Raw genomic sequence first — 24711 nt, forward strand, 5'->3', positions numbered from 1 at the left:
TTTTAAAATTATTTTTTGATTAAAAAATACACATTAGACTTTAGTCGTATATCTGATATGTAGCAATACGCGCATAAAAAAGACATTAAAAAGAAAAGATCAGTGTTTAGTCTGGAGATGAGCCCCTGAACGTCCTGTCCGGAGCTGATCATCATCCAGCCTAGAGGAGTTTTTTGATGAATCTTTCAAGCGCAGTACAGCAAGGTCATGAGCAGAACCAACAGTTTCACCGTCAGTATGGCGCCAATGCCCTGTTGCCGGCCATCGACTGGAAAACCCTGTTTCAGCACAGCAAATTAGAACATGCGCATATTGAAGCCCTGAATACCATTTATCAAACCGCTGTACCGCTGGCCTTACAGGTCTTTGATGAACTGCATTTTGATGTATTTAGTCCGGCAGCCTATAAACCACAAGGACTGGGCCTGTTTGAAAAACTGTCTGAACAGGAACAGAAACTGCTGCGTTCGCTGGAAACTGAATGTGACTGTCTTGGTGCCACCACCCGTCACCAGATCTGGAGCATGCTGCTGCGCGGTGGTGCGGTCCTGGTATTTAAAGCCTGGCTCGGCAAAGTCAAAACCGATAAAACCGAACTCGATACCAGCCAGTTTGATGAACTGTCCGATTTACTGTTTATCAAAACCCCGCCGCATGAACTGGCACAGCGTTTAGGTGTAGATATTCATTCCCATGAAGATCATATCTTCCTGATGTATGGCAATGATGTCTATTTGGACCGTTTTAACAGTCTGGAAACTGCCGCGCTATTTGTCGATTTAGGCGTCTATGATCCGGCATTTTTAAGCCTGCGCGATGATCGTATTGCCGACTACTTAAAATCTCAGGACTATGTGACTCAGGAACAGATTGATGAATTGCAATGCGCTTTGAATCCGCTGTTCTGTACCGATGCCACACCGAAACAGGATTGTCTGGCTTAAGCCTTAGCCGATCTGCAAAACAAAAAGGACATCATTTGATGTCCTTTTTATATATTTTTCAATATTTAGATTTTCTTTTCTTCAATATTCAGCGCATTAATCGCCAATACCGCCTGGGTACGGTTTTGTACGCCCAGTTTACGGAAAATCGCCGTCACGTGTGCCTTAATGGTCGCTTCAGAAACATCCAGTTCATAGGCAATCTGTTTATTCAGCAAACCTTCAGCCACCATCATCAACACACGGAACTGCTGCGGCGTTAAGGACTGAATCCGCTCTGCCAGTGCAGTTTCATCGGCAGCACGCGGGTCAAAATTGACATTGGCCGGCAGGTTTGGCGGTAACCAGATTTCGCCTTCCAGCACCTGACGAATCGCTTCGCCAATATGGCTTGGGTGGGCAGATTTTGGAATATAACCCATGGCACCATGCGCAATGGCACGCTGGATAATCGACACTTCTTCATGTGCCGACACCACAATAATCGGAATTGAAGGATATTGTGCACGCACATGCACCAGCGCAGAGAAACCCGAAGCGCCTGGCAAATTTAAATCGAGAAGAACAAGATCAGGTTCAGGTCCTTTTTCTAAACGTTCATAGAATTCATTGACTGCAGCAGTTTCATGAATTTGAGCTTGCGGTAAGCTATAGCGTACAGCCTGAATTAAAGCATGACGAAACAGCGGATGATCATCAACGATTAAAATATTCATAAGTGACATGAGAGATCTTGTGCACAATGGCTCCTATTCTACCCATACAAATGCGGTTAAGGATATGCAAGAGTGAACTATTTTTGGCTTAAACGAGATTTTTTGTCCGATTATTCATATTTTCTTACATTTTCTTAAATCTGAGATAGGAAATCTGATTTTGATATAACATTTATCAGCCTGATTCAGATGCTTATCTGAGTCGCATATAAGTATAAATTTCAATTATTTATTTCATTAAATTTAGTTATTAATTGCTCATTTTAAAGTTATCTGAAAAACAGATAACTTTTCTGTATTTGCTTATTTTACAGGGTAATTCAACTATTGATTAATAACAGACATTCCGAGATCAACCACAATTCAGGTAAGCCTATGTCTGTTTTCAATTCAACCAAACCACTCAATATTGTCGCAGTATCGGGCGGCTTAAATCATCCGTCTAAAACCGAAGCTTTGGTACAAGCCATTATTGATGAACTGGGCGAAGCCACCCCGATTCAGGTGCATTTTATTAAATTCAGTGAAATTGCCCCTTTGCTGGGCGGCGCCATTTACCGCAAGCAGTTGCCACAGCGCGTGCAGGATGATCTGGCTGCCGTTGAAGCAGCGGATGCATTAATTGTCGGTACACCGGTATATCGCGCCTCCTTTACCGGTCTATTCAAACATTTCTTTGATTTTGTCGAACAGACTGCGCTGGTAGATGTACCGGTATTACTGGCGGCATCGGGGGGTAGTGACCGCCATGCCTTGGTACTGGAGCATCAGCTGCGTCCGTTATTCAGCTTTTTCCAGGCGCAAACCTTGCCTATTGGTGTCTATGCCACAGATCGTGACTTTACCCCGGAATACACCATCCATAGCGAGGCCCTGCGTGACCGGATTACGTTGGCTGTGGCACGCGCCCTGCCCATTCTGGAATGGGCACCGGCCAAAGGCCAGCGCGCCGAAGTGGTGAAAAGTAAAACCCAGCAGGCCAACCAGAACCTGGGCATTAATAAACAGATTGAGCAGGATGAAGTACTACCTTCTGCTGCAGTACCTAGTCTGGATGCAGCAGAATCGCGTCTGCATCAGAACAAGGTCAAACCTCAAGTGGCGTAATCTGCTGACCCGCTGGCATCCCCTTCTTCCGAGTGTAGTCTTGGCCATTGATCCTGCGGATTCAGGCTTGCAGCAGCCTGGGTCCGCAAGCTTGCAGCGAAACATCGCTGCAATGCCGGATCAAATAAACACAACAACAGGCCCCTTATTTTTCCCTCAAGACTCGGCTTGAGGGATTTTTTCATTTTAAGCTCTGACTCACTGAAATGAGAATGAAGCGGTTTAAGTCTTAAGAATAAAAACTGGGATCTGGCACTTTGCCAGTCAGCACCCATTCGCCCAGTTCCTGATATTTATAATCTACCGGATCATGCAGGGTCTGAGTACGCACATTGCGCCAGAAACGGTCCAGATTCAGCTGGGCGGTGGTGGCCCGTGCGCCCATTACCTGAAACATGTGCTCGGTAATATATAAAGAGGTATTGGTCGAGGCAATTTTGGCCGTAGCAATGGCCACCGCTACTTCACCGCGCTGTTCAGCCGTGAGTTCCGGTCCGATGCGCCAAGCCTGCTGCACACTCTGCACGGCTTTATCTGCCAAAAGCCGGACACTTTCCAGCTGCAGATAAAACTCGGCGCAATGCCGTTGAATAAACGGGTCATCCACCGCCTGCTCGACCCGAGATTTGGACCAGGCTTTTTGACCTTGCACGCTCTGAATCGCGGTTTCAAATGCCCCTTCGGCCACACCCAAAAACAGATGCACAAAAATCAGTTGTGCAATTAGCGGCCGCAAACTGGCATAAGGCGTACTTAGCGGTCCGGGATTCAGCAGCAATTCATGTTGATGAACACGCACCTGTTCAAAATGGGTCGTGCCGCTATCGGTCTGGCGCTGTCCCATATTGTGCCAGTCACCCAGAAAATGGACACCACTCCGGGTACTCGGAATCACCGCAATCAAAAGCCTGCCGGTCGCATCATAACCGGAACAGAGCAACAGGTCTGAATCGACCGAACCGGAGCAGAAGCTTTTATCGCCCTGAAATAGATATTCAGAATCTGCAACCGGTGTGACCGTGGTACGCCGATCCAGCGGATTCAGGGCATTGCCCCAGAACAGCTGCTGCTGAACTGTCTGTTGTAACCAGTGCTGATATTGTACGGGCTGGGCAAACAGCTGCACGGTGGCAATCAGTAAATGATGAAAGGCATAGACATGCGCCAAGGAGCTGTCCGCTTGTGCCAAAATCTGGACCGTTTTAAATATGGTCGGCCAGGTGGCACCCTGCCCGCCATATTCTGTCGGGATTGATAAACTCAACAATCCGCTACGGCGAATCAGATCACGCTCTGCTTTGGGATTACCGCCCTGCCGGTCACGTTCAGCAGCGGTCTGGGCAAACTGGCGGGCCAGTTGCCGGGCAATTTCCAGCGGGTCTAAAACAGTGGTCGTAGTCGGGTTCATCTGAAAATCATATCCTTGATCAATCGTAATACTGTGGATGGAGCGGGCTGTTGTGCTCGCATCGTGTCCAGCTATGCTACACGGCTTTCAGCATAAAAATACCGCCTGCGAGAGGCGGTATCTTAATATTTATTTTTAACGGCTGGCTTGCACCGTGGCAATCAGCTGATCCACCACTTGCGGTTCCGCCAGGGTCGAAGTATCACCCAGACTATCCAGCTCATTGGCGGCAATTTTTCTCAGGATCCGGCGCATGATTTTACCGGAACGGGTTTTTGGTAAGGCCGGTGCCCAATGCAGCGCATCTGGAGTGGCCACCGGTCCCAGAATTTTCCGGACCCAGTTAACCAGTTCGGTACGCAGCTCATCACTTTCTGTCACGCCGGCTTGCAGGGTAACAAAAGTACAAATGCCCTGACCTTTAATATCATGCGGTATGCCCACCACCGCGGCTTCGGCCACTGCATCATGTGCCACCAGCGCACTTTCAATTTCAGCCGTGCCCAGACGGTGTCCGGAAATATTCAGGACATCATCGACCCGGCCGGTAATCCAGTAATAGCCATCTTTATCACGGCGCGCGCCATCTCCGGTAAAGTAACTGCCCGGATAAGTGGCAAAATAGGCTTCAATAAAGCGAGCCGGATCGCCCCAGATGGTACGCATTTGTCCCGGCCAGGAATCCTTGATAATCAGGTTGCCTTCGGCTTCGCCTTCCAGCTCATTGCCTTCGGCATCGACCAGGGCCGGTTGTACCCCAAACAGCGGACGCGTGGCCGAGCCCGGTTTCAGTGGCGTTGCCCCTGGTAGCGGCGACATCAGAATCCCGCCAGTTTCGGTTTGCCACCAGGTATCCACAATTGGGCAGCGGCTTTCACCAACCACGGTGTAGTACCAGTTCCAGGCTTCCGGGTTAATCGGTTCACCAACCGAACCAAGCAGACGTAGACTGCTGCGGTCACTTTCCCGTACAAAGCTGTCGCCTTCACGCATCATGGCGCGAATCGCAGTGGGTGCGGTATATAAAATCGTGACGTTGTGTTTATCAATTAAATGCCCGGTGCGCGCCCAGGTCGGATATTGCGGCACCCCTTCAAACATCACTGTGGTGGTGCCATTCGATAATGGTCCATAAATCACATAGGAATGCCCGGTCACCCAGCCAACATCAGCGGTACACCAGAACACATCATCCTGTTTAATATCAAAAACTTCACGGAAGGTGCTGTTGACGTAGGTCAGATAACCGCCGGTGGTGTGCAGCACCCCTTTCGGCTTGCCGGTCGAACCGGAGGTATATAAAATAAATAACGGGTCTTCGGCATTCATTGGCTCAGGCGGGCAAATTTCATTAACCGTCATGATTTCCATGTGATACCACAGGTCACGCCCGGCTTTCATTTCAATCGGGTTACCGGTCCGGTGGACCACAATCACATTCTGCACCGACTCTGTACCGGCCACAGTAAGGGCCTGATCGACATTGGCCTTTAAATAAATCGGCTTGCCGCCACGCATGGCCGAATCCGCAGTAATCACCAGTTTGGCCTGACTGTCTTCAATCCGGCTGGCCAGCGAATCTGGAGAGAATCCACCAAACACCACACAATGTACCGCACCAATCCGGGCACAGGCCAGCATAGCAATGGCAGCCTCGGATACCATTGGCATATACAGCACTACGCGGTCACCTTTGGTGACGCCATTTTTCTTCAGCACATTGGCAAAGCGGCAGGTTTCATCGTACAGCTCACGGTAGGAAATAATTTTATGCCGTGAAGGGTGGTCACCTTCCCAGATAATTGCCGGTTTATAAGGATGTTCTTTTAAATGCCGGTCCAGACAGTTGGCACTGACATTGAGCTGGCCATCGGCAAACCATTCAATCTTGAAATTGTCCGGATCAAAATTGGTATTTTTGACCTGGGTAAACGGTTTAATCCAGTCCAGACGCTTGGCCTGCTCGGCCCAGAACTCGTCGGGTTGTTCAATGGATTGCTGATAACGTTCGAAATATTCTGCCTCGTTGGTACGCGCAGTTTTCTTAAATTCTTCGGGTACAGGATAGATCTCATTCATATTATACTTCCTTGATCTTCTCTCATCTCATCACGCGATGTATGCCACATTCTTGATTTTTTATTTCTGCATATCAGCAGTATGACGCTTATTTTTTCTCCACCACAATCATGCTTTGGTCGTAGCGATTGATTTAATTTTAAGCACAGATACACCAGCAGATTCAATGTCTTTGCCGTACTTTTCAGTATAAAAGCGGTAGCTTTATCTCTAAAAACTACCCGCTTGTAGCCAAAACCGCAGTGTACTTTGCAAAAATCGGCAGCGCGCTTGCAGAATATTTATTATAATCCGGCCGGATTTCAGGCAAAATACGATTTTATTGCTGAGGACTGGCAGATTCGTGGCCGAAGAAAAAAACCAACTGGGCGAAGTCACCCAAGAAACTTCCGAGCTGATTCAACAGGCCACGGAAAAAACCACCCAGAAAGTCATTGAACATACCCATAAATACAATGATGCTTATTCTGCTATTGATAAAATCATGGAAGGCTTCTGGGAGCGTGTGCCCTATTTCCTGATCGCGCTTGGCGTGATTCTGATTTTCTGGCTGATTGCCCAGCTGTTTAAATTTTTTGTGAAAAAAACCTTATCCAACCGCAGTTATACCCGGCAAAATCTGGTGCTGGTACTGAACCGGGTTGGCAGTTCGGTGATTATCTTCTTCGGTTTCTTAATTGGTCTGGTGATTGCCATTCCTGGTTTTACCCCAAGCCAGCTGATGAGCGCCCTCGGGATTGGTTCGGTTGCCATTGGCTTTGCCTTTAAGGATATTTTCCAGAACCTGCTTTCCGGCGTGCTGATTTTACTGGGTGAGCCCTTTAAGATTGGCGACAGCATTCTGGTGAATGGACTGGAAGGTACGGTCGAAGATATCCAGATTCGCGCCACCTTTTTACGCTCGGCCGATGGTCGCCGCATTGTGATTCCCAATGCCACGGTCTATACCAGCGCCATTACCGTCAATACTGCCTTTCCACGCCGCCGCTGCGAATTTGTGGTCGGCATTGGCTATGAAGATGACATTCAGAAAGCCAAAGATCTGGTGATGTGCATTCTGAAACGTGACCCGACCATTCTGACCCAGCCGGAATTTAGCGTTAATGTCGATGCGCTGGCCAATTTCTCGGTCAATTTACGCGTGCAATGGTGGATTAATACCAGCGAAACCAATAGCGCGGCATCTATCAGTAAAATTCAGGAAGAAGTCATTCAAAGCTTTGCCGAACAGGGCATTTCCATTCCTTACCCGGTGCAGGAAGTGAAAGTCTATCGCGGTGATCCATCGGTGGCAGACAGCTCAGAGGCTAAATAAACGTCCCAGCACATACGGAATCACGGTTTCCGTGCGGATAATCCGGTTGCCCAGACTCACCGCCTGGCAGCCGTTATGTATCAAAAGATCGACCTCATAAGGAATAAAACCACCTTCCGGCCCAATCACAATGCTGCACGGGTGCTGAATCGCGGCAGGCATGCGCATCTCTGCATAGGGATGTGCCACATAGGCAGGACAATCGGCGCTAATCAGACCCGGTAAAACATCCTCAACAAAGGGTTTAAAGCGTTTGTACAGTTCAACTTTTGGAGCAATGGTATCGCCGGCCTGCTCCAGCCCCAGTTCAATATAATGCTCCAGCTGCTGTAAAAATGGCGTCTGCCAGTAGCTTTTATCGACCCGATAGCTATGCATCAGGATAATTTTTTCCACCCCGACCGTGACTGCATCCATAATTAAACGGCGCAGCACTTTCGGACGTGGTAAAGCCACAATTAACGTCACTGGCAATTTTGCTGGCACAGCTTCTTCTTTTAACGGTTTTAGACGAACTGTTTTGTCTGTAATTTCGATAATTTCCGTGAGATACCGTTTGCCTTCACGAATCCCAACTTTCAGGGTATCACCAACCTGAATATCCAGATGCTGTTGTAAATGCGCTAACTGCCGCGTTGAACTAATCGACCACAGTTCAGATTCAGTTTGGCGAGGATCAAGAAGGACAATATTCATAAAAAAATAACTCAACAAATCCATCACTGGATAGGCGGAAACGTCATCCACAACGGTCCGAGGCAGGACTCCTTTTGCCGAAACAAAAGTAAAAGAAAGCAGAGCTCCTGGTATTAAATCTATAAAGAGAAGGCCCGGTTTGAATCTGATCTCGTAAATCCATAAAAATCAGCTTCTTTACCCATCAGAATAGCATCAAAGATATTGATCAATCACCGAAATATGCTTTGCCAGTGAACCCTGATTCTGCCGCATAATCTTTTGTGCTGCAGTATTTAAAGTCAGTGCTTTGGAGGAATCCGATAAGATCTCCAGCATGGTCTGTGCCGCTTGTTCAGCATTCTCTACCACCACCACCGCTTGAGCGTCGAGAAACTCATCAACAATGGTCTGAAAATTAAAATAATTCTTGCCCAGAATGGTCGGCACATGCAGCGCAATCGGCTCCAGAATATTGTGTCCACCGCCCGGTTCATTTAAAGAACCGCCGACATAACAAGCTTGGCTAAGTGCATACCATAGCCACATCTCACCCATTGAATCTGCCAGATAAATCTGGGTATCCGCTTCAATTTTCTGTCCCAGGCTACGGCGTTGGGTGCTCAAACCCAAAGCCTGTGCGGCGTGAAAGACCTCATCAAAACGTTCCGGATGGCGCGGTACCACAATACAAACCAGCGCCGGATCTGCTATCAAGGCTGGTTTTAACACGGCCAGTACGTCTTTTTCTTCCGGTGCATGGGTGCTGGCCAGTGTGATCACTTTACGGCCTGCCAGCTGCCAGTCCTGCTGCAACATGTTGGCCTGTTCAATAAAGGCCGGCGGTGCACTAATATCAAACTTGATACTACCCACCACCTGGGTCTGTTCAGCAACTGCACCGAGTGCCACAAAACGGCTATGTGAGGCCTGATCTTGTACCAACAGCTGCGTCAAACCCTGCAACATCGCCCGGGTCAGGCCGGAGACTTTGGCATAGCCTTTGGCCGATTTTTCGGACAGCCGTGCATTCAGCAACAGGCACGGCACATGGAAGTTTTGGGCCTGATCAATCAGGTTCGGCCACAGCTCGGTTTCTATCAACAGCAATAATTTCGGCTGATATTTCTGATAAAAATCCCGAATCAGATGTTTTTGATCGGCTGGTAAATACACTGCCTGAAACAGCGCCTCATACGGTGCTTTTAAAAAGAGAGATTTAGCCCGTGCCTGTCCGGTTTTGGTGGTGTTGGTGACCAGCACCGGATGACCGGCTTTTAAATAATGTTCAATTAAAGGCTGGGCCGCGTTGGTTTCTCCCACCGAGACCACATGAAACCAGATCGCCTGCAGATTTTTCGGCGGCTGAAATGGCCCGAAACGCTCTACAATTTCCTGCTGATACTGCGCTTCACTCTCGGCCCGCTTTTTAATACGCGACCGATACAACGGTTTTAGAACAGATAACGCTGCGTTATACCAAAACGGAGTAGCCAAAGAGATGCCTCAAACTGATTTTTTGCCCTGAGAATATAACAGAGCCCTATCCTCATGTTAATGGATATGGCTCCAAATAAAAAAGCAAAGCAACAACGCGGCTGCTTTAGTCGGCATTCACCACGCTTTCAGCCAGAGTTGGATAATCGGTATAGCCTGCTGCACCCTGCACCCCAATCATGGTTTCCAGCTGCAAATCATTTAGCGGTGCATCATCCAGCAGACGTTCATATAAATCCGGGTTGGCAATATAAGCCTTACCAAAAGACACGGCATCGGCTTTGCCCGAAGCCAGCAGTTCAATCGCATCGGCACGGCTTAAACGCATATTGGCAATGTAGGGAACACCACCTGAACGCTGTTTCATATACTCGGAAATACTGTCTTCTGCCAAATATTCACGGGTAAAGAAAAACGCGATCTGGCGTTTACCCAATTCCTGCATCACATAGCCAAATGTTTCACGTGGATCATCATCACCCATATCATGCTCATCACCGCGCGGTGCAAGGTGTACACCCACACGTCCAGCACCCCAGATCTCAATCAAGGCATCCACCACTTCCAGCAGGAAACGGGCACGGTTTTCAACCGAACCGCCATACTGATCTTCACGCTGGTTGGTCTTGCTTTGCAGGAACTGGTCAATTAAATAACCATTGGCCGCGTGCAGTTCTACCCCGTCAAAACCGGCGTCTTTGGCACGTATCGCCGCCTGTTTATATTGCTCGGTAATGGCATGAATCTCTGAGATTTCCAGCGGACGTGGAAGAACATAAGGACGTTTTGGACGCAGCAAGCTGACGTGACCGGCCTGTTGTACTGAACTCGCCGATACCGGTGTTTCACCATTTAACAGCTCTGGATCAGAAACACGCCCCACATGCCATAGTTGGGCAACGATTAAACCACCCTTCTCATGTACAGCATTGGTTACCAGTTTCCAGCCTTCGACCTGTGCATCTGTAAATAGCCCAGGTGTATTGCGGTAACCATTGGCTTCTTCAGAAATAACTGTCGCTTCAGAAATGATCAGGCCTGCACTTGCACGTTGGGCATAGTACTCAGCCATCATCGCGGTTGGGACACGCTCATCGGTTGCACGACTACGGGTTAAGGGTGCCATCACCACACGATTTTTTAACTGGAGTTGACCCAGGGTTAAGGGAGTATTCAGTTCTGCCATAGATGCCTCTGTAGCTGCACGCGACCAAACAGATGCTGTTTTGTCTTAGAGTGAGCTTTCTAAAAATTCAATATATTGCTGAATCAGGGCTTCGTTGCGGGAGAAATAGGACCATTGACCATGTTTTTCAGCCTGAATTAAACCGGCCTGCTGTAACACAGATAAATGATTGGACATGGTTGACTGCGACACCTTACCGAGTTTTTCGATATTGCCGGCACAGACGCCACGTTGAAAGCCGCCGCACTGCTCTTCTGACAAAAACTGTTCCGGATGTTTTAACCAGAGCAAGATTTGTCGGCGCGTCGGATTGGCTAAGGCTTTAAAAATTAAATCAATATCCATAATTCAGGCACGTCGCATCAGGCTGTGTTCAAGGAACGCAACAAAGCACTATTCAGTGTTCTTATCCAATATATCGTATTTTTTCGATTTATATATCGATTTTTTTAGATATATTGCTTTTACACCACTAGTGCCTTGTTGTTGATACTTTTTTATTGCCAGCGGCTTAAAGCCCCTGCTTTAAGCTCGCTTCAATAAATTTGTCCAGATCACCGTCCAGCACTGCGCCTGTGTTGGAGTTTTCGACACCGGTACGCAGGTCTTTAATCCGCGAGTCATCCAATACATAAGAACGGATCTGGCTGCCCCAACCAATGTCAGACTTCGAGTCTTCTAATGCTTGAGCCGCTTCATTACGTTTGTTCATCTCCAGTTCATAGAGTTTGGCACGTAACTGTTTCCAGGCATGGTCACGGTTGGCATGTTGTGAACGCTGGTTCTGACAGGCCACCACAATACCGGTTGGAATGTGGGTTAAACGCACGGCAGAGTCAGTTTTGTTAATGTGCTGACCACCAGCACCCGATGCACGATAGGTATCAGTACGGACATCTGACGGATTGATTTCAATTTCAATATTGTCATCTACTTCAGGTGAAACGAACACTGCAGAGAATGACGTATGACGGCGGTTACCCGAGTCAAATGGTGACTTACGCACCAAACGATGGACACCCGATTCAGTCCGCAACCAGCCATAAGCATACTCGCCTTCTACACGGATCGTAGCAGACTTGATCCCAGCCACATCACCATCTGATTCTTCCATCAGCTCGGCCTTAAAGCCATGACGCTCAATCCAGCGCATATACATACGCAGCAGCATTGAAGCCCAGTCTTGTGCTTCGGTACCGCCAGAACCGGCCTGAATTTCCACATAGCACGGGTTCGGGTCCATTGGATTGTTAAACATCCGGCGGAATTCAAGTTTTGCCAGCTCTTCTTCAGCGGCGCTCAATTCGGCCTGCACATCTTCCAGCATGGCTTCTTCATCGGCTTCCACCGCCAGATCCAGCATTGCCTGTGCATCTTCGAGCTGTGTTGCCAGACCGTCTAATACATTCAGGACGTTCTCAAGCTCGCCTTTTTCTTTGGCCATGGCTTGGGCGCGGTTCTGGTCATTCCAGATGGCCGGATCTTCCAATTCACGGAGAACTTCTTCTAAACGCTCTTTTTTAAGATCGTAGTCAAAGATACCCCCGTAGTGTTTGACCACGTTCGTTCAAGTCTTTTAGCTGGTTTAGATAAGGATTAATTTCCACGTGAATGCTCTCAAAAAATATCGATAAAACCCGCGTATTGTAGCATAGAGCCAATCAGGAGTAAGAGGCGCCTGCATCCACTCAACTAAAATGATGGATATAAACTTAGACGGCCATGATGAGCACAACCTACAGAGACCAGCAAACTAGAAGAAAGATCAAGAAAAAAACGCATTTAAAATTCGGTTTAATTGCCCGTTCTTGGCTTTCAAATTGATAAAAATGAAATTTTTCATCTTTCGCAAAAGGGTTTTACAAAGCCGCATCATAACTTATAATACAGCGCAAAAATTATACAAATTGACCTAAATTCACAGAATCTCCATACTTTTAATAAAACAAAACATTAATTATTTTCTATTATTTATCAATATCTTAAAATTAATCAATTACACAATATTACAGCTGAAACAATGCGGTAACTTTTGCTGGATTGACCAAAATTTTATTTGGCCTAGACTGAAGTTGTAACAAAAAATTAAACAGTCAACCTGATTTCAGAGGGGTAAGATCCATGAAAAAACTAGCAATTGCTTCAGCACTTTTATCTGTATTCGCAGTCGCAGGTACAGCACATGCATACCAAGCTGAAATTGGTGCTTCTGCAGGATTAATTGATCCAGATCATGGCGGCACAAGTGGTTCTTTTGGTGTAGATGGTACCTATTACTTTAACCCTGTTCAAACGCGTAATGCGCCTTTGGCAGAAGCAGCCTTCCTTGATCGTGCCAGTAATGTAAGCGCTCAATATCAATATGATGAAATCGGTAATGATGACCGTCATCGTTACGGCGTAGGCGCTGAATATTTTGTACCAAATTCAGACTTCTACCTAAGTGGTAATGTTGGTCGTGATGATGTTAAACGCGACGTTGGCCCTAACTCTGATCAAACCGTTTATGGTGCTGAAATCGGTTACCTTCCAGCACCGGGCCTATTAATTGCTGCCGGTTTAAAAGGTTATGATAATGACTATGATGACGGCGTAGATCCAACATTACGTGCTAAATATGTGACTACACTTAGTAATGGTAAAGATATCAACCTGGAAGCTGGCGCAGGCTTTGGTGATCTAGATGAATACAATCTGGCAGCAGACTATTTTATCGATAAGACACTCAGTGTTGGTGTAGATTATGCAAGTAAAGATCTTGGCCCTACAGATACCAATGAGTTCGGGATCAATGCCCGTAAATTCTTCACCCCACAAGTCAGCCTTGAAGGTCGTGTCGGTTTCGGTGAAGCAGGTAGCAACGACTACAACCGCTTTGGTGTAGCAGCAAAATACCGCTTCTAATCTGTATAGAAACGCATAAATCGTAAAAAACCCATCTTCGGATGGGTTTTTTGCACTGATAAGAAGCATTTAGGTATTTTTTGCACATTGACTGGGCGAATATAAACTGTACAATTTGTTACAACTGTTAATAATACAGTCATATTTTTATAACAAAGAGAGAAAATCTAAATGTTTAAGAAACTTGCTCTTGCTACAGCACTTCTTGCCAGCCTAGGCACTGCACATGCTTACCAAGCTGAACTTAATGTAGGGTATGAAAACACTGATATCGATAACCTTGGGGATCTAGATACATTTTTCATCAATGGAAAATACTACTTAAACGCTGTCCAAGTTAAAAACTCTCCACTTGCAGAAGCTGCTTTTCTAAATAAAGCAAGCAATATTGGCTTAGGTTATGCCAATGCCAGCGGTGATGGCGATGAAGATATTGATGTCTTTGGTGTGAGCGGAGAATTCTATATTCCAAATACACAATTCTATGTGGGCGGTACTATTAACCAAGTTGATTTTGCAGGTGACGATAATACCGGTTATGCGCTTGAAGTTGGTTACTTACCAATTAATGGCTTGTTATTAGCAGTAGGTGCTGCAAATGAAAGCGTAGATCCAGTTCAAGTAGCAGACTATGGCTTCATCGCAAATCTTTCAAATGCAGTTACTGTAGGTGATGACACTGCATTATCTTTACGTGCCAAATACGTGACTCAAATTGGCAATCATTTTACCAATTTTGAAGGTTTAACTTATATTGGCGATGAAACAACTTATCGCTTAGCTGCTGATCTTTATATCGATCCAACTCTCAGTGTAGGTCTATCTATTGCTGATTCTACTGCAGATGGTTCAGATACACTGTTCGGTATTAAAGCTCAAAAATTCTTTACGCCAACTATTGCAGCAGGTGTAAATTACCACACAACTGACGGTATTGACTCGTTTGGTATCAATGGTACTTTCCGCTTCTAATCATTCCGATTAAAAGTCAAAAAACCGCTCACTCGAGCGGTTTTTTATGGCCTATTGTTCTAAATGGATAATCCGCATTTGCAGGCTGACATTGCCATTAAAGACATTTTTATCCAGCTCATACACCAAGCGCGTATCTTTCATCGGATCAAATTCATATTTATCGGCTGCATTGAAGGCGATCGCATCAATCACCTGCCCATTTTCCAAAGCCACGCGTAATTTAAGATGTACATCTTTGAGCCAACGATAATCCACAATCTGAAATTGTCCCTCAAAAATTGGCGGTGGAAATTTCTGCCCCCACGGCGCCAAGTGCTGCAAGGTATGCACAGTGTCTAGATGAAAATCTTCTACCGGCAATTCGCCATCGGTCCATAAGGTGGCCTGAAACAGCTCAGGGTCCATGCTGGCAATCAGCTGTTCAAAAATCTGCCTAAATTCCTGAAAATGAGCTTTTTGAATGGTCAGTCCAGCCGCAGCTGCATGTCCACCAAAATGGCTGACCAGATGCGGATACTGCTCGGCTACCTGTTCAATCGCATCACGGATATGAATACCATCAATGGAACGTGCCGACCCTTTAATATGAATACCATCTTCATCAGCCGCAAACACAATACTCGGGCGATGGAACTGTTCTTTCAGCCGACCTGCGACAATACCAATCACCCCTTGATGCCAATGCGGCTCAAACATGATTAAGGCCGCAGGCAGTTCGCTAGCATCGAGCTGGATTTTTTCCAGTTCCTGCAATGCTTCCTGCTTGATCTGCCCTTCAACCTGACGACGCTCTACATTTAACTGGTTTAACTGTTCAGCGAAGCGATAAGCAGTTTGTGCATCATTGGCCAGCAGACATTCAATACCAATATCCATGGTTTCCATTCGGCCCGCGGCATTAATCCGTGGTCCCAACACAAAACCTAAATCCTGGGCTTTTAGGCTGGCTGCCTCTCGTCCGGCTATATCCAGCAGTGCTGAAATTCCCGGCCGACACAGATGTTGCTGGATTTTTTTCAGTCCGGCATCCACCAGAATACGGTTGTTATAGTCCAGACTGGCCACATCGGCATAGGTGCCCAAGGCCACCAGATCCAGATATTGGGTCAGGTTGCTGCTGGATTTGCCTTGTTTTTTACGATAACTGGACAGGTTGGCCAAGACATAAAATGCCACCCCGACGCCGGCCAGTGCTTTACTTGGAAATTCGCAGCCGAGCTGGTTTGGATTGACAACGGCATCCGCCGCTGGTGTAGCTTTGGTGGTCAGGTGATGGTCGGTAATAATAACCTGCATACCATGCGCTTGCGCCTGTTCCACGCCGGCATGGCTGGAAATACCATTATCAACGGTAATTAATAAATCAGGCTGAAAACGGGTAAAGGCCAGATCGGCAATTGCCGGGGTCAGGCCATACCCATATTTAAACCGGTCCGGCACCAGATACTGCACTTTGGCACCCAATTCACGCAAGGCCAGTACCATTAAGGCGGTACTAGTGGCACCATCGGCATCATAATCACCGACAATGACAATCTCTTTGTGCTCGTCAATGGCCTGATCCAGAAGCTGAATGGCCTGATCCAGCCCTTTCATGGTCGGCGCCAGCAAGTGTTTCAGCTTCAGTTCCAGTTCCTGCTCGGATTGCACACCACGTCGCGCCAAAATCTGGGCAATCAACGGCGTCACGCCCTGAAAACTTTCAGGGCGTGTCAGAAAAGGTCGTTGTTTAATCTGTATATTCGACATTTAAGGCATCAATCGTTGCAGTGTCCATGCCCCATCGGTTTTTTCATAACTTAAACGGTCATGTAAACGATTCGGGCGCCCCTGCCAAAATTCATAATAATCCGGTTCCAGACGATAACCGCCCCAGAATTCCGGCTTGCTCAGTACATCCTGCTCACCCACCTGGGCAGCAAGCTGTGCAAAACGCTGTTGCAACGCTTCACGGCTGGCAATCACACCACTTTGCGGGGTACTGATATGCGCCGCAATCTGGCTGTCACGTGGACGCTTGTTATAGTACAGATGCGACTCTTCCTCCGGAATTTTACTCACCCGGCCGCTAATCCGAATCTGGCGTTCCAGTTCCGGCCAGTAAAACAGCAATTCCGCATAAGGATTTTCCAGTAAGTCGGTGCCTTTCTGGCTGTCATAGTTGGTATAAAAGTCATAACCAAGTTCGGTTGCACCGCGCAGTAGCACGGTACGCACATGCGGACGGCCCTGCGCATTGGCTGTGGCCAAAGACATGGCATAGGGTTCATACAGTTTGATTTCCAGTGCATGATTAAACCAGTTTAAGAACTGCTGATGTGGATCAGCCAAAGCGGCTGACTCATGCAGCTCGCCTTTTTGATAGCTTAAACGTAATTCACTTAAGTCTTTAATTAAATCAGACATCTATACTCCCCTTAGGCAGCAATCGCATGATGACGCACGGCATCGGCCAGATGGTTGGCCAGTACGGTCACTTCCTGCTGGTCATCCCCTTCGACCATTACACGAATCACCGGTTCAGTGCCTGACTTACGAATCAGGATACGGCCACGGCCTTGCAGCTGCGCTTCTGCTTTACCAAATTCTTCCACTAAAGCGGGCACGGCATACGGGTCAAACATGGCCTCTAAACGTACATTCACCAGCACTTGCGGGAACAGTTTAAAATCGGCAACCAGTTCATGCAGGGCTTTGCCCTGCTCTACCATGACGGTTAAGACCTGTAATGCGGCAATAATCGCATCACCAGTGGTGCTTTTATCCAGAGTCAGGACATGGCCCGATGGCTCACCGCCGATATTCCAGCCATTTTCCTCAAGCGCCTGCAACACATAGCGGTCACCAACTTTGGCCCGGACAAACTCGACTCCAGCTTTTTCTAACGCCAGTTCCAGTGCCATATTGCTCATGACAGTTCCGGCAATACCTGCCGGTTTGTTTTTGGCCTGCGTCGCCAGAATATAAAGGATATGATCACCGGTGATCTGCTCACCATTTTTGTCAACCATAATCACCCGGTCAGCATCGCCATCAAAGGCAATGCCCAAATCCGCCTGATGTTCTACCACCGCCTGCTGTAACTGTTCCGGATGGGTCGAACCACAATCTTCATTAATATTCAGACCATCTGGGGTGTTATATAGCGGAATGACCTTGGCACCCAGCTCTTTAAATACCGCCGGACCAACGTTATAGGCTGCACCATTGGCACAGTCCACCACAATTTTTAAATGGTTCAGATCGAAATGATAAGGAAAGGTCGATTTACAGAATTCGATATAACGTCCGGCAGAGTCTTTAACGCGGAAGCTTTTACCCAGATTGGCGTTATCTTCAATCTGAATTTCATTTTCGAGTTCTTGATTAATCGCTTCCTGCAGTTCATCCGGCAGTTTTTTGCCTTCGCTGGAGAAGAATTTAATCCCGTTATCAAAATACGGGTTATGCGATGCAGAAATGACAATGCCCAGACTGGCATGTAAGGCACGGGTTAAATGTGCAATCGCGGGGGTCGGCAATGGCCCCAGTAAATGTACATAAATACCGGCAGCGTTCAGACCAGCCTGTAGCGCCGATTCCAGAATATAACCTGACAGACGGGTATCTTTGCCCAGTACCACAATCGGTTTATTTTTCTTGCTGTATTTTTTTAAAACTTTACCTGCCGCGAAACCTAGTTTCAATGCAAACTCTGGTGTAATTGGAAGCTCCCCAAACTTGCCACGTATACCATCGGTTCCAAAATAACTCATGTCTTACTCACTTCTTATAGGGTTATGGTGATTTTCATCATCCTGTTTCAACACGCTTACTTTACACCAAAATTAAAAAAGCCGTCACATTTATGACGGCTTTTCTATAAGGCGAATTACCAAAAATCAACCAACGCGATAGTTCGGTGCTTCTTTGGTAATGGTCACATCATGCACGTGAGATTCAGACATACCGGCTGCAGTAATCTTCACGAATTTGGCATTCTGACGCAGGTCTTCAATGGTTGAAGAACCGGTATAACCCATTGATGAACGTAAACCACCCATCATCTGATGCACGATATTACCCATTGGGCCTTTGTACGGTACGCGACCTTCAATACCTTCTGGCACCAGTTTTTCAGCACCGGCTTTAGAGTCCTGGAAGTAACGGTCTGCAGAACCGGTTGCACCCGCCATGGCACCCAATGAACCCATACCACGATAAGCCTTGTAATAACGGCCCTGGAAGAATTCAACTTCGCCCGGTGCTTCTTCAGTACCAGCCAGCAGTGAACCGACCATAATCGTGCTGGCACCTGCGCCAATCGCTTTGGCCATATCGCCAGAGAAACGGATACCACCATCCGCGATCAATGGAATCTGTTCTTTTAATGCATTCGCTACAGAGTCAATCGCCGAGATTTGCGGCATACCAATACCGGCCACAATACGGGTAGTACAGATAGAACCCGGACCAATACCGACTTTCACTGCATCTGCACCGGCATCTAATAACGCAAGCGCAGCATCACCCGTTGCGATGTTACCACCAATCACTTGCACTTGCGGATAATTCTGTTTTACCCAGCGTACGCGTTCAATTACACCGGCAGAGTGACCGTGTGCAGTATCGACTACAATCACGTCTACACCAGCTTCAACCAGTGCTTCTACACGGCTTGGGGTTTCCACACCGGTACCCACTGCAGCACCTACGCGTAAACGACCGAGGTCATCTTTACAGCTGTTTGGATAAAGTTCTGCTTTACGGAAATCAGTGACCGTAATTAAACCACGCAGTTCGTTGTTCTCACCCACCACCAGTACTTTTTCAATACGGTGCTGTTGCAACAGTGCCTGGATATTTTCTTTTGATTCGCCTTCACGTACCGTCACCAGACGGTCCTGACCAGTCATGATGTTGCTGACCGGCTGCTCCAGATTGGTTTCAAAGCGTGTATCACGACCGGTGACGATGCCCACCACTTTGCCATCTTTCACCACAGGAACACCGCTGATGTTGTTGGCTTGAGTTAAGGCAATCAGTTCACGTACTGTGGTTTCTGGGGTCACAGTGATCGGGTCTTTGACCATACCGGCTTCAAATTTTTTCACACGACGTACTTCAGCCGCCTGCGCTGCGATATCCATGTTTTTATGCAGGATACCAATACCGCCATTTTGCGCCATTGCAATGGCCATACGGGATTCAGTCACCGTATCCATGGCTGCAGACACAAGAGGAATATTCAGATTAATGCCGCGAGTTAAACGTGTCTTTAGAGAGACATCTTTTGGGAGGACAGTTGAGTAGGCAGGGAGTAATAAGACATCATCGAAGGTTAGCGCTTCTTGAACGATGGTCAACATAACAGTCTCACTGGTAATTTCCGTGCGCTATTATAAACAAATCTTGCTATAAATTTCATTTGTTATTGCATAAATAATTATTTATTCCGCACATCCTGACAATTCGGATGAGTTTGCTGATGAAAAAAGCAGGCCATGGCCTGCTTTTCTACGATAACAGCATCTGGATGCTGAAGTCTTTAACTGACCCGGTCAAAATCCGGGTCCTGGCCATCATTGGCCGCTTCGACCAGCACTAAAGGAATCAGGTTATGCGCACGGCGTGCCTTATTGCACTGCTCATCGGCAATCTGTACCTCTTTGCAACTGGAACTGCGCTGCTCGTACATAGAGCAGCTGACCTGTTGTCCGACCGTTCCCTCCAGCGCAATACAACGCGGATTGGCCTGATTGGTCCCTTTCATGCATGAATAGAGGGCATTTACCGGTTCGGTATAATGCTCAGGCATGGGAATGCCTTCTGCCCAGTAAAATGAAACTCTAAAATAGGTGCAGCATGCGCCGCAGCTAAGACACGCATCTGAGGAAGCAACTTGAGACAACATTGTTAAAATTCTCGTCATCAAAAAAGAGTTTTTTTGGGGAAGAAAATATAAAAAATGTTGTTTTTACACTCAAGTTATTTTTTCAGTTTTTTACGCGATTTTGACCTTAAGTTGGGCAGGTAAATACCGACTCATCCATCAGGTCGACACCGCATTCCAGCGTTTCAATCCAGTCCAGGAACTGGTTGATCTGCTCTTTGCCCACAAACGCGGTACCATGCTGTGGCACAATCATTTCGACATCCATTTGACGCACCATATTCACCCATAAACGGATGACTTTATTGGCACACATATAACGCTGATGGAAAGCTTTCATTTTTGGAATATGCGCGGCAAAGTTTTCTAACGGCTTGGACGCATCTTCGACCATTGAAGCGCCCATATCACCGGAAAACAGGATTTTAGCCACCGGATCATAAAACTGGAAATTACCGACCGAATGCAGGAAGTGCGCAGGAATGGCGACAATGGATGCCTGTCCCAGTGGAATCACCTGGCCATGATCAGGCAGTTCAATCAGACGCTCCAGCCAGTTGCCTTTCATCCGGTCACTCATAAAGGCCGAGTTCAAGTGTGGCAAGAAACGCGCCCACAGTTTCGAAGCCACCACTTTGGCATCGGTATACACCAGCCAGCGCGGCATCGAGGTAATAATATCCGGGTCCTGATGCGATGCCATCACATAGTCCAGATTGGTCAGGCGGGTATATTTATTCAGTTCCATGGTCAGCGGCACATAAGTCAAATCGCCGCCCGGATCCAGAACCGCAGCACGGTCATTGTCCAGAATCAGAAACTGGTTGGCCTGTACGCCCTCACCTTTGACCAGACTGGTGAAACTGATACATTTATGCGTGCCATTATCAAATAATACTTGTGATGTGGTGCGATCGAACGCCATACCTTGTCCCCAAAAAAATCTTATCTTTACATTAAATTTTTAATTCCCTATAAAATAAAGGGTATTCCGCCAACTTACAATCAATATACAATTTAACTTTCAACTATTTTGTAGAAGCACGGGTCAGGTTCAGCCCATAAAAAAGCCCAACCGGGAAGATTGAGCCAAAATCAGTAGCAGCCTTTAAAAGAAATAATATTGCAACAAGGTGCTGACCCCGATGATCAGGAAAATCAGTGCACCAATTTTATGAATCAAGGATACCGGTAATTTCTCTGCCATTTTATTGCCGATAAATACTGCCGGCGCATTGGCAATCATCATCCCCAAGGTGGTGCCAATCATCACCCAGAAAATACTGTCAAAACGCGCGGCCAGGGCTACAGTTGCAATCTGGGTTTTATCACCAATTTCTGCCAGGAAGAACAGAATAAAGGTGGCACCAAACACCCCGTATTTCTGCCATTTGTTGATGCTTTCATTTTCATCATCCAGCTGATCGGGAATCAGCATCCAGATCGCCATTCCAATAAAACCGAGCGCCAGAATCCAGCGCAAAATTTCAGGACTTAAAATGGTGGTAATCCATTGTCCCAAGGCTGCAGATAAACCGTGATTGATCAGGGTGGCGGCCAGAATCGCCAGTAAAATTGGCAGCGGTTTACGGAAGCGGGCCGCCAGTAACAAGGCCAACAGCTGGGTTTTATCACCCATTTCAGCCAAAGCGACAATTGCAGTTGAGATCAGGAATTCATACATGATGGATTTCTCTGGCTAGCACACATACCAATGACCTATCCCTCCTGCTAGCCAAATCTGCAGAGTGATAAATCAAAGGTCTTGCCAACAAAAGAAAGCTTGAGAAAAGCATTTTGGTTCTTTGCTATGATGACCATGCCCTGTTGAGCAAATATGTTGACCATCACCTTTTTACTTTGCGTAAAAAGCGGCTACTCCCCAATGAAGTGCTGTTATTGTAATCGGCCACAGAAAAAACTCAAGTACCAAAAGCAAAAACCCTGCCGAAGCAGGGTTTTTTCAACTTTGCACGTTCTCCGCAACAGAAAAACACCAAGCGGCATTTTAGATTAACAAAGTCCGGATATCTTTGAGCAGCTTGGTCAGCTTGTTGGTAAATCGGGCTGCATCTGCGCCATTAATCACACGGTGATCATAAGACAGCGACAACGGCAGCATTAAGCGTGGATCAAAGCCTTCGCCATTCCAGACCGGTTGCATGGTGGCTGGAGAAATCCCCAGAATTGCCACTTGTGGCCAATTCACCAGCGGCGTAAAGGCAGTACCACCAATTGCGCCAAGGCTGGAAATGGTAAAGTTGGCGCCTTGCAGGTCTTTCGGTGACAGTTTCTTGTCACGCGCTTTTTGGCCCAGCTCGCCCAATTCAACTGCAATCTGCTTAATTGATTTTTGATCCGGATTACGCAGTACCGGTACCGTCAGGCCATCTGGTGTCGCTACCGCAATCCCCATATGGATTTCATTACGGAGCAGCACGGACTTACCATCATCAGACAAGTGACCGGCAAACTCGCGCTCTTCTTTCAGCAAGTAGGCCACTGCCTTAATGATAAAGGCCATAATGGTCAGGCTGATGCCCTCTTTCTTGAAGTTACCTTTCAGCTCATTACGCCATGCTTCCAGTTCGGTGATGTCTGCTGCATCAAACTGGGTTACTTGCGGAATGTAGTTGTTTAAAGACAGCTGCGGAATGGACACTTGCTGCAAGCGGGTTAAAGCTTTCTCTTCCACACCACCAAACGCATCGAAACTTGGCAGTTTCGGCAAGCCTGATGGTGCTGCTGCCACCGCTGCGGCTGCCGGAGCAGTTTGCGGTGCTGTCAGACGCGACTTCACATAGGCCACCAGGTCTTCTTTCATGACCCGTGCATGTGGACCGGAAGCTTTGACATCGGCCAGGATGACACCCAGTTCACGTGCCAGTTTACGCACTGCAGGACCAGCATATACTTTCGAGTTCGCTGCATTTTGCTCTTTGGTGAGCTTGTCTGCAGTATGCGTGCTCGGTACAGCGCTTGATGCCGGTGCGGCTGGCGCAGCAGGTGCGGCTTTTTGTGCTGGCGCTTCAGCTTTTGCTGCTGCTTGCGGTGCAGGTGCTGCCTGTCCTTCCGCCTCAATGGTCACCAGCGCAATGCCTTCCGACACACTCTGACCCAGCTCGACATGAATCGCCTTGATTACACCGGCGGCGGTACTTGGCACTTCAACCGTGGCCTTGTCCGATTCCACCACAATAATACTTTGATCTTTTTCGACCGTATCACCGACCTGAACCAGAATTTCTGCAACCGCGGCTTTATCAACCCCTAAATCCGGGACCTTCACTTCGACATCACCCGCCGGTGCTGCAGAAGCTGGCGTTGCTGGTTCAGCTTTGGGTTCAGGCGCCGCCTGAGCAGCGGGTTGCTGTTCGGCTTGAGCTTGCGACTGTTCAGCTGCTGGTGCTGCCTCTGCCGTGGCCACGGTCAGAATCACCACACCTTCTTTGACGCTATCGCCAGCATGAATCTCAATAGAGGCCACCGTACCCGATACCGTACTTGGCACTTCCACCGTGGCTTTATCCGATTCCACTACCACAATGCTCTGATCGACATCAATCTGATCGCCGACCTGAACCAGAATTTCACCAACCAGCGCTTTTTCTACACCAATATCCGGCACTTTCACTTCAACGGTTACAGCGCTGCCAGCCGCTGCTGTCTGGTTTTGCGAGGCTGCCGCAGGTTGATGGCTGCTCACTTCCGCAATAATGTCCTGATCAGACAATGAGGTCGGGGTGTTTTCAGACGTTTTTTGCGGTGCATCGGCCAGTTGTGGTTCAACGGTTTGTGAGGTCCCGTCTTCGGCTTCCAGCTCAATCAGTACTGCGCCTTCTGCGACTTCATCACCCTGATTGACCAGAATGCTTTTCACCACCCCGGCTGAAGTGCTTGGCACTTCAACAGAGGCTTTGTCGGATTCCAGCAACACAATACTGTCATCGACCGCAATGCTATCGCCGACCTTGACCAGAATTTCGGCCACGGTGGCTTTATCTACACCAATATCAGGAGTCGTAATGTGCAT

General features: G+C 47.5%; 21 protein-coding genes and 1 riboswitch. Of the genes, 5 read left to right on the plus strand and 16 right to left on the minus strand.

What is annotated here, in order from left to right:
• The first annotated feature begins 176 nt into the window (after nt 1-176).
• Nucleotides 177-944, plus strand: a complete 768-nt coding sequence (locus VF685_RS05300; protein WP_127799424.1) for a hypothetical protein — start codon at nt 177-179, stop codon at nt 942-944.
• 65 nt (nt 945-1009) lie between these two features.
• Here VF685_RS05300 and VF685_RS05305 read toward each other — a convergent pair whose 3' ends face one another.
• The gene (locus VF685_RS05305; RefSeq protein WP_005180757.1) at nt 1010-1660 is read right to left on the minus strand and encodes a response regulator; all 651 of its coding nucleotides are present in this window, start codon (nt 1658-1660) and stop codon (nt 1010-1012) included.
• Between the two features lie 375 nt (nt 1661-2035).
• Here VF685_RS05305 and msuE point away from each other — a divergent pair, with 375 nt between their 5' ends.
• Nucleotides 2036-2767, plus strand: a complete 732-nt coding sequence (gene msuE, locus VF685_RS05310; RefSeq protein ID WP_075167298.1) for an FMN reductase — start codon at nt 2036-2038, stop codon at nt 2765-2767.
• 229 nt (nt 2768-2996) lie between these two features.
• Here msuE and VF685_RS05315 read toward each other — a convergent pair whose 3' ends face one another.
• Together VF685_RS05315 and acs are read right to left on the minus strand one after the other, a co-directional pair.
• Complete coding sequence (locus VF685_RS05315) at nt 2997-4175, minus strand: acyl-CoA dehydrogenase family protein (RefSeq protein ID WP_286413597.1); 1179 nt, start codon at nt 4173-4175, stop codon at nt 2997-2999.
• A 135-nt stretch (nt 4176-4310) separates the two neighbouring features.
• A complete protein-coding gene (gene acs, locus VF685_RS05320; RefSeq protein WP_127800535.1) occupies nt 4311-6254 on the minus strand; it encodes an acetate--CoA ligase in 1944 nt (647 codons plus the stop codon).
• Nucleotides 6255-6597: 343 nt separating this feature from the next.
• Between acs and VF685_RS05325 the strand changes: the two genes are divergently transcribed.
• The gene (locus VF685_RS05325; RefSeq protein ID WP_168398867.1) at nt 6598-7569 is read left to right on the plus strand and encodes a mechanosensitive ion channel family protein; all 972 of its coding nucleotides are present in this window, start codon (nt 6598-6600) and stop codon (nt 7567-7569) included.
• Here the strand turns inward: VF685_RS05325 and VF685_RS05330 are convergent.
• The 5 genes from VF685_RS05330 to prfB all read right to left on the minus strand — a co-directional run bounded on the left by VF685_RS05330 (nt 7555) and on the right by prfB (nt 12534).
• A complete protein-coding gene (locus VF685_RS05330; protein ID WP_005180773.1) occupies nt 7555-8265 on the minus strand; it encodes a 16S rRNA (uracil(1498)-N(3))-methyltransferase in 711 nt (236 codons plus the stop codon). The two genes, VF685_RS05325 and VF685_RS05330, sit on opposite strands and share 15 nt — an antisense overlap.
• A gap of 195 nt (nt 8266-8460) precedes the next feature.
• A complete protein-coding gene (locus tag VF685_RS05335) occupies nt 8461-9741 on the minus strand; it encodes a 3-deoxy-D-manno-octulosonic acid transferase (RefSeq protein ID WP_127801879.1) in 1281 nt (426 codons plus the stop codon).
• 106 nt (nt 9742-9847) lie between these two features.
• A complete protein-coding gene (locus VF685_RS05340) occupies nt 9848-10927 on the minus strand; it encodes an alkene reductase (protein ID WP_127801880.1) in 1080 nt (359 codons plus the stop codon).
• A 45-nt stretch (nt 10928-10972) separates the two neighbouring features.
• On the minus strand, nt 10973-11272 hold the full coding sequence (locus VF685_RS05345; protein ID WP_104489264.1) for an ArsR/SmtB family transcription factor: 300 nt from the start codon (nt 11270-11272) through the stop codon (nt 10973-10975).
• Nucleotides 11273-11438: 166 nt separating this feature from the next.
• Nucleotides 11439-12534, minus strand: a protein-coding gene (prfB, locus tag VF685_RS05350; RefSeq protein ID WP_104470758.1) for a peptide chain release factor 2 whose coding sequence is annotated in 2 segments (ribosomal slippage) — nt 11439-12461 and nt 12463-12534 — 1095 coding nt in all. Because the reading frame shifts where the segments join, the coding sequence is not laid out codon by codon here.
• A 514-nt stretch (nt 12535-13048) separates the two neighbouring features.
• On the opposite strand from prfB, the gene VF685_RS05355 reads away from it, so the two are divergent.
• Nucleotides 13049-13831, plus strand: coding sequence for a putative porin (locus VF685_RS05355; RefSeq protein WP_127801881.1), 783 nt, complete (start codon nt 13049-13051; stop codon nt 13829-13831).
• Nucleotides 13832-14002: 171 nt separating this feature from the next.
• On the plus strand, nt 14003-14803 hold the full coding sequence (locus VF685_RS05360; protein WP_152342563.1) for a putative porin: 801 nt from the start codon (nt 14003-14005) through the stop codon (nt 14801-14803).
• Between the two features lie 51 nt (nt 14804-14854).
• On the opposite strand, the gene recJ is transcribed toward VF685_RS05360, so the two are convergent.
• The 8 genes from recJ to VF685_RS05400 all read right to left on the minus strand — a co-directional run bounded on the left by recJ (nt 14855) and on the right by VF685_RS05400 (nt 24711).
• On the minus strand, nt 14855-16555 hold the full coding sequence (gene recJ / locus VF685_RS05365) for a single-stranded-DNA-specific exonuclease RecJ (protein WP_163170469.1): 1701 nt from the start codon (nt 16553-16555) through the stop codon (nt 14855-14857).
• A complete protein-coding gene (pdxH, locus tag VF685_RS05370) occupies nt 16556-17212 on the minus strand; it encodes a pyridoxamine 5'-phosphate oxidase (protein ID WP_286384675.1) in 657 nt (218 codons plus the stop codon).
• 11 nt (nt 17213-17223) lie between these two features.
• Nucleotides 17224-18561, minus strand: coding sequence for a phosphoglucosamine mutase (gene glmM / locus VF685_RS05375; RefSeq protein WP_005180793.1), 1338 nt, complete (start codon nt 18559-18561; stop codon nt 17224-17226).
• Nucleotides 18562-18687: 126 nt separating this feature from the next.
• Nucleotides 18688-20154 carry an IMP dehydrogenase gene (guaB, locus tag VF685_RS05380; protein WP_005180795.1) on the minus strand — a complete coding sequence of 489 codons (1467 nt, stop codon included), beginning with the start codon at nt 20152-20154 and terminating at the stop codon, nt 18688-18690.
• Nucleotides 20155-20333: 179 nt separating this feature from the next.
• Nucleotides 20334-20699, minus strand: coding sequence for a YkgJ family cysteine cluster protein (locus VF685_RS05385; protein ID WP_075167288.1), 366 nt, complete (start codon nt 20697-20699; stop codon nt 20334-20336).
• Between the two features lie 106 nt (nt 20700-20805).
• The gene (locus tag VF685_RS05390) at nt 20806-21603 is read right to left on the minus strand and encodes an MBL fold metallo-hydrolase (RefSeq protein WP_005180798.1); all 798 of its coding nucleotides are present in this window, start codon (nt 21601-21603) and stop codon (nt 20806-20808) included.
• 183 nt (nt 21604-21786) lie between these two features.
• Nucleotides 21787-22362 (minus strand): TMEM165/GDT1 family protein, encoded by a 576-nt coding sequence (locus VF685_RS05395; protein WP_016658743.1) that lies wholly within the window; start codon nt 22360-22362, stop codon nt 21787-21789.
• A gap of 70 nt (nt 22363-22432) precedes the next feature.
• Nucleotides 22433-22574: riboswitch (yybP-ykoY riboswitch) on the minus strand.
• Nucleotides 22575-22686: 112 nt separating this feature from the next.
• Nucleotides 22687-24711 carry a 2-oxo acid dehydrogenase subunit E2 gene (locus tag VF685_RS05400; RefSeq protein WP_286384676.1) on the minus strand — a complete coding sequence of 675 codons (2025 nt, stop codon included), beginning with the start codon at nt 24709-24711 and terminating at the stop codon, nt 22687-22689.

Origin of the sequence: Acinetobacter sp. Brlt_5 (genome assembly GCF_051949055.1) — a bacterium.
Classification (GTDB): Bacteria; Pseudomonadota; Gammaproteobacteria; order Pseudomonadales; family Moraxellaceae; genus Acinetobacter; species Acinetobacter indicus.

Excerpts from the sequence above, each read along its gene's own strand:
- VF685_RS05300 (WP_127799424.1), top strand. The coding sequence starts at position 177 with ATGAATCTTTCAAGCGCAGTACAGCAAGGTCATGAGCAGAACCAACAG.
- VF685_RS05305 (WP_005180757.1), bottom strand. The coding sequence starts at position 1,660 with ATGAATATTTTAATCGTTGATGATCATCCGCTGTTTCGTCATGCTTTA.
- msuE (WP_075167298.1), top strand. The coding sequence starts at position 2,036 with ATGTCTGTTTTCAATTCAACCAAACCACTCAATATTGTCGCAGTATCG.
- VF685_RS05315 (WP_286413597.1), bottom strand. The coding sequence starts at position 4,175 with ATGAACCCGACTACGACCACTGTTTTAGACCCGCTGGAAATTGCCCGG.
- acs (WP_127800535.1), bottom strand. The coding sequence starts at position 6,254 with ATGAATGAGATCTATCCTGTACCCGAAGAATTTAAGAAAACTGCGCGT.
- VF685_RS05330 (WP_005180773.1), bottom strand. The coding sequence starts at position 8,265 with ATGAATATTGTCCTTCTTGATCCTCGCCAAACTGAATCTGAACTGTGG.
- VF685_RS05340 (WP_127801880.1), bottom strand. The coding sequence starts at position 10,927 with ATGGCAGAACTGAATACTCCCTTAACCCTGGGTCAACTCCAGTTAAAA.
- VF685_RS05345 (WP_104489264.1), bottom strand. The coding sequence starts at position 11,272 with ATGGATATTGATTTAATTTTTAAAGCCTTAGCCAATCCGACGCGCCGA.
- VF685_RS05355 (WP_127801881.1), top strand. The coding sequence starts at position 13,049 with ATGAAAAAACTAGCAATTGCTTCAGCACTTTTATCTGTATTCGCAGTC.
- VF685_RS05360 (WP_152342563.1), top strand. The coding sequence starts at position 14,003 with ATGTTTAAGAAACTTGCTCTTGCTACAGCACTTCTTGCCAGCCTAGGC.
- recJ (WP_163170469.1), bottom strand. The coding sequence starts at position 16,555 with ATGTCGAATATACAGATTAAACAACGACCTTTTCTGACACGCCCTGAA.
- pdxH (WP_286384675.1), bottom strand. The coding sequence starts at position 17,212 with ATGTCTGATTTAATTAAAGACTTAAGTGAATTACGTTTAAGCTATCAA.
- glmM (WP_005180793.1), bottom strand. The coding sequence starts at position 18,561 with ATGAGTTATTTTGGAACCGATGGTATACGTGGCAAGTTTGGGGAGCTT.
- guaB (WP_005180795.1), bottom strand. The coding sequence starts at position 20,154 with ATGTTGACCATCGTTCAAGAAGCGCTAACCTTCGATGATGTCTTATTA.
- VF685_RS05385 (WP_075167288.1), bottom strand. The coding sequence starts at position 20,699 with ATGTTGTCTCAAGTTGCTTCCTCAGATGCGTGTCTTAGCTGCGGCGCA.
- VF685_RS05390 (WP_005180798.1), bottom strand. The coding sequence starts at position 21,603 with ATGGCGTTCGATCGCACCACATCACAAGTATTATTTGATAATGGCACG.
- VF685_RS05395 (WP_016658743.1), bottom strand. The coding sequence starts at position 22,362 with ATGTATGAATTCCTGATCTCAACTGCAATTGTCGCTTTGGCTGAAATG.
- VF685_RS05400 (WP_286384676.1), bottom strand. The coding sequence starts at position 24,711 with ATGCACATTACGACTCCTGATATTGGTGTAGATAAAGCCACCGTGGCC.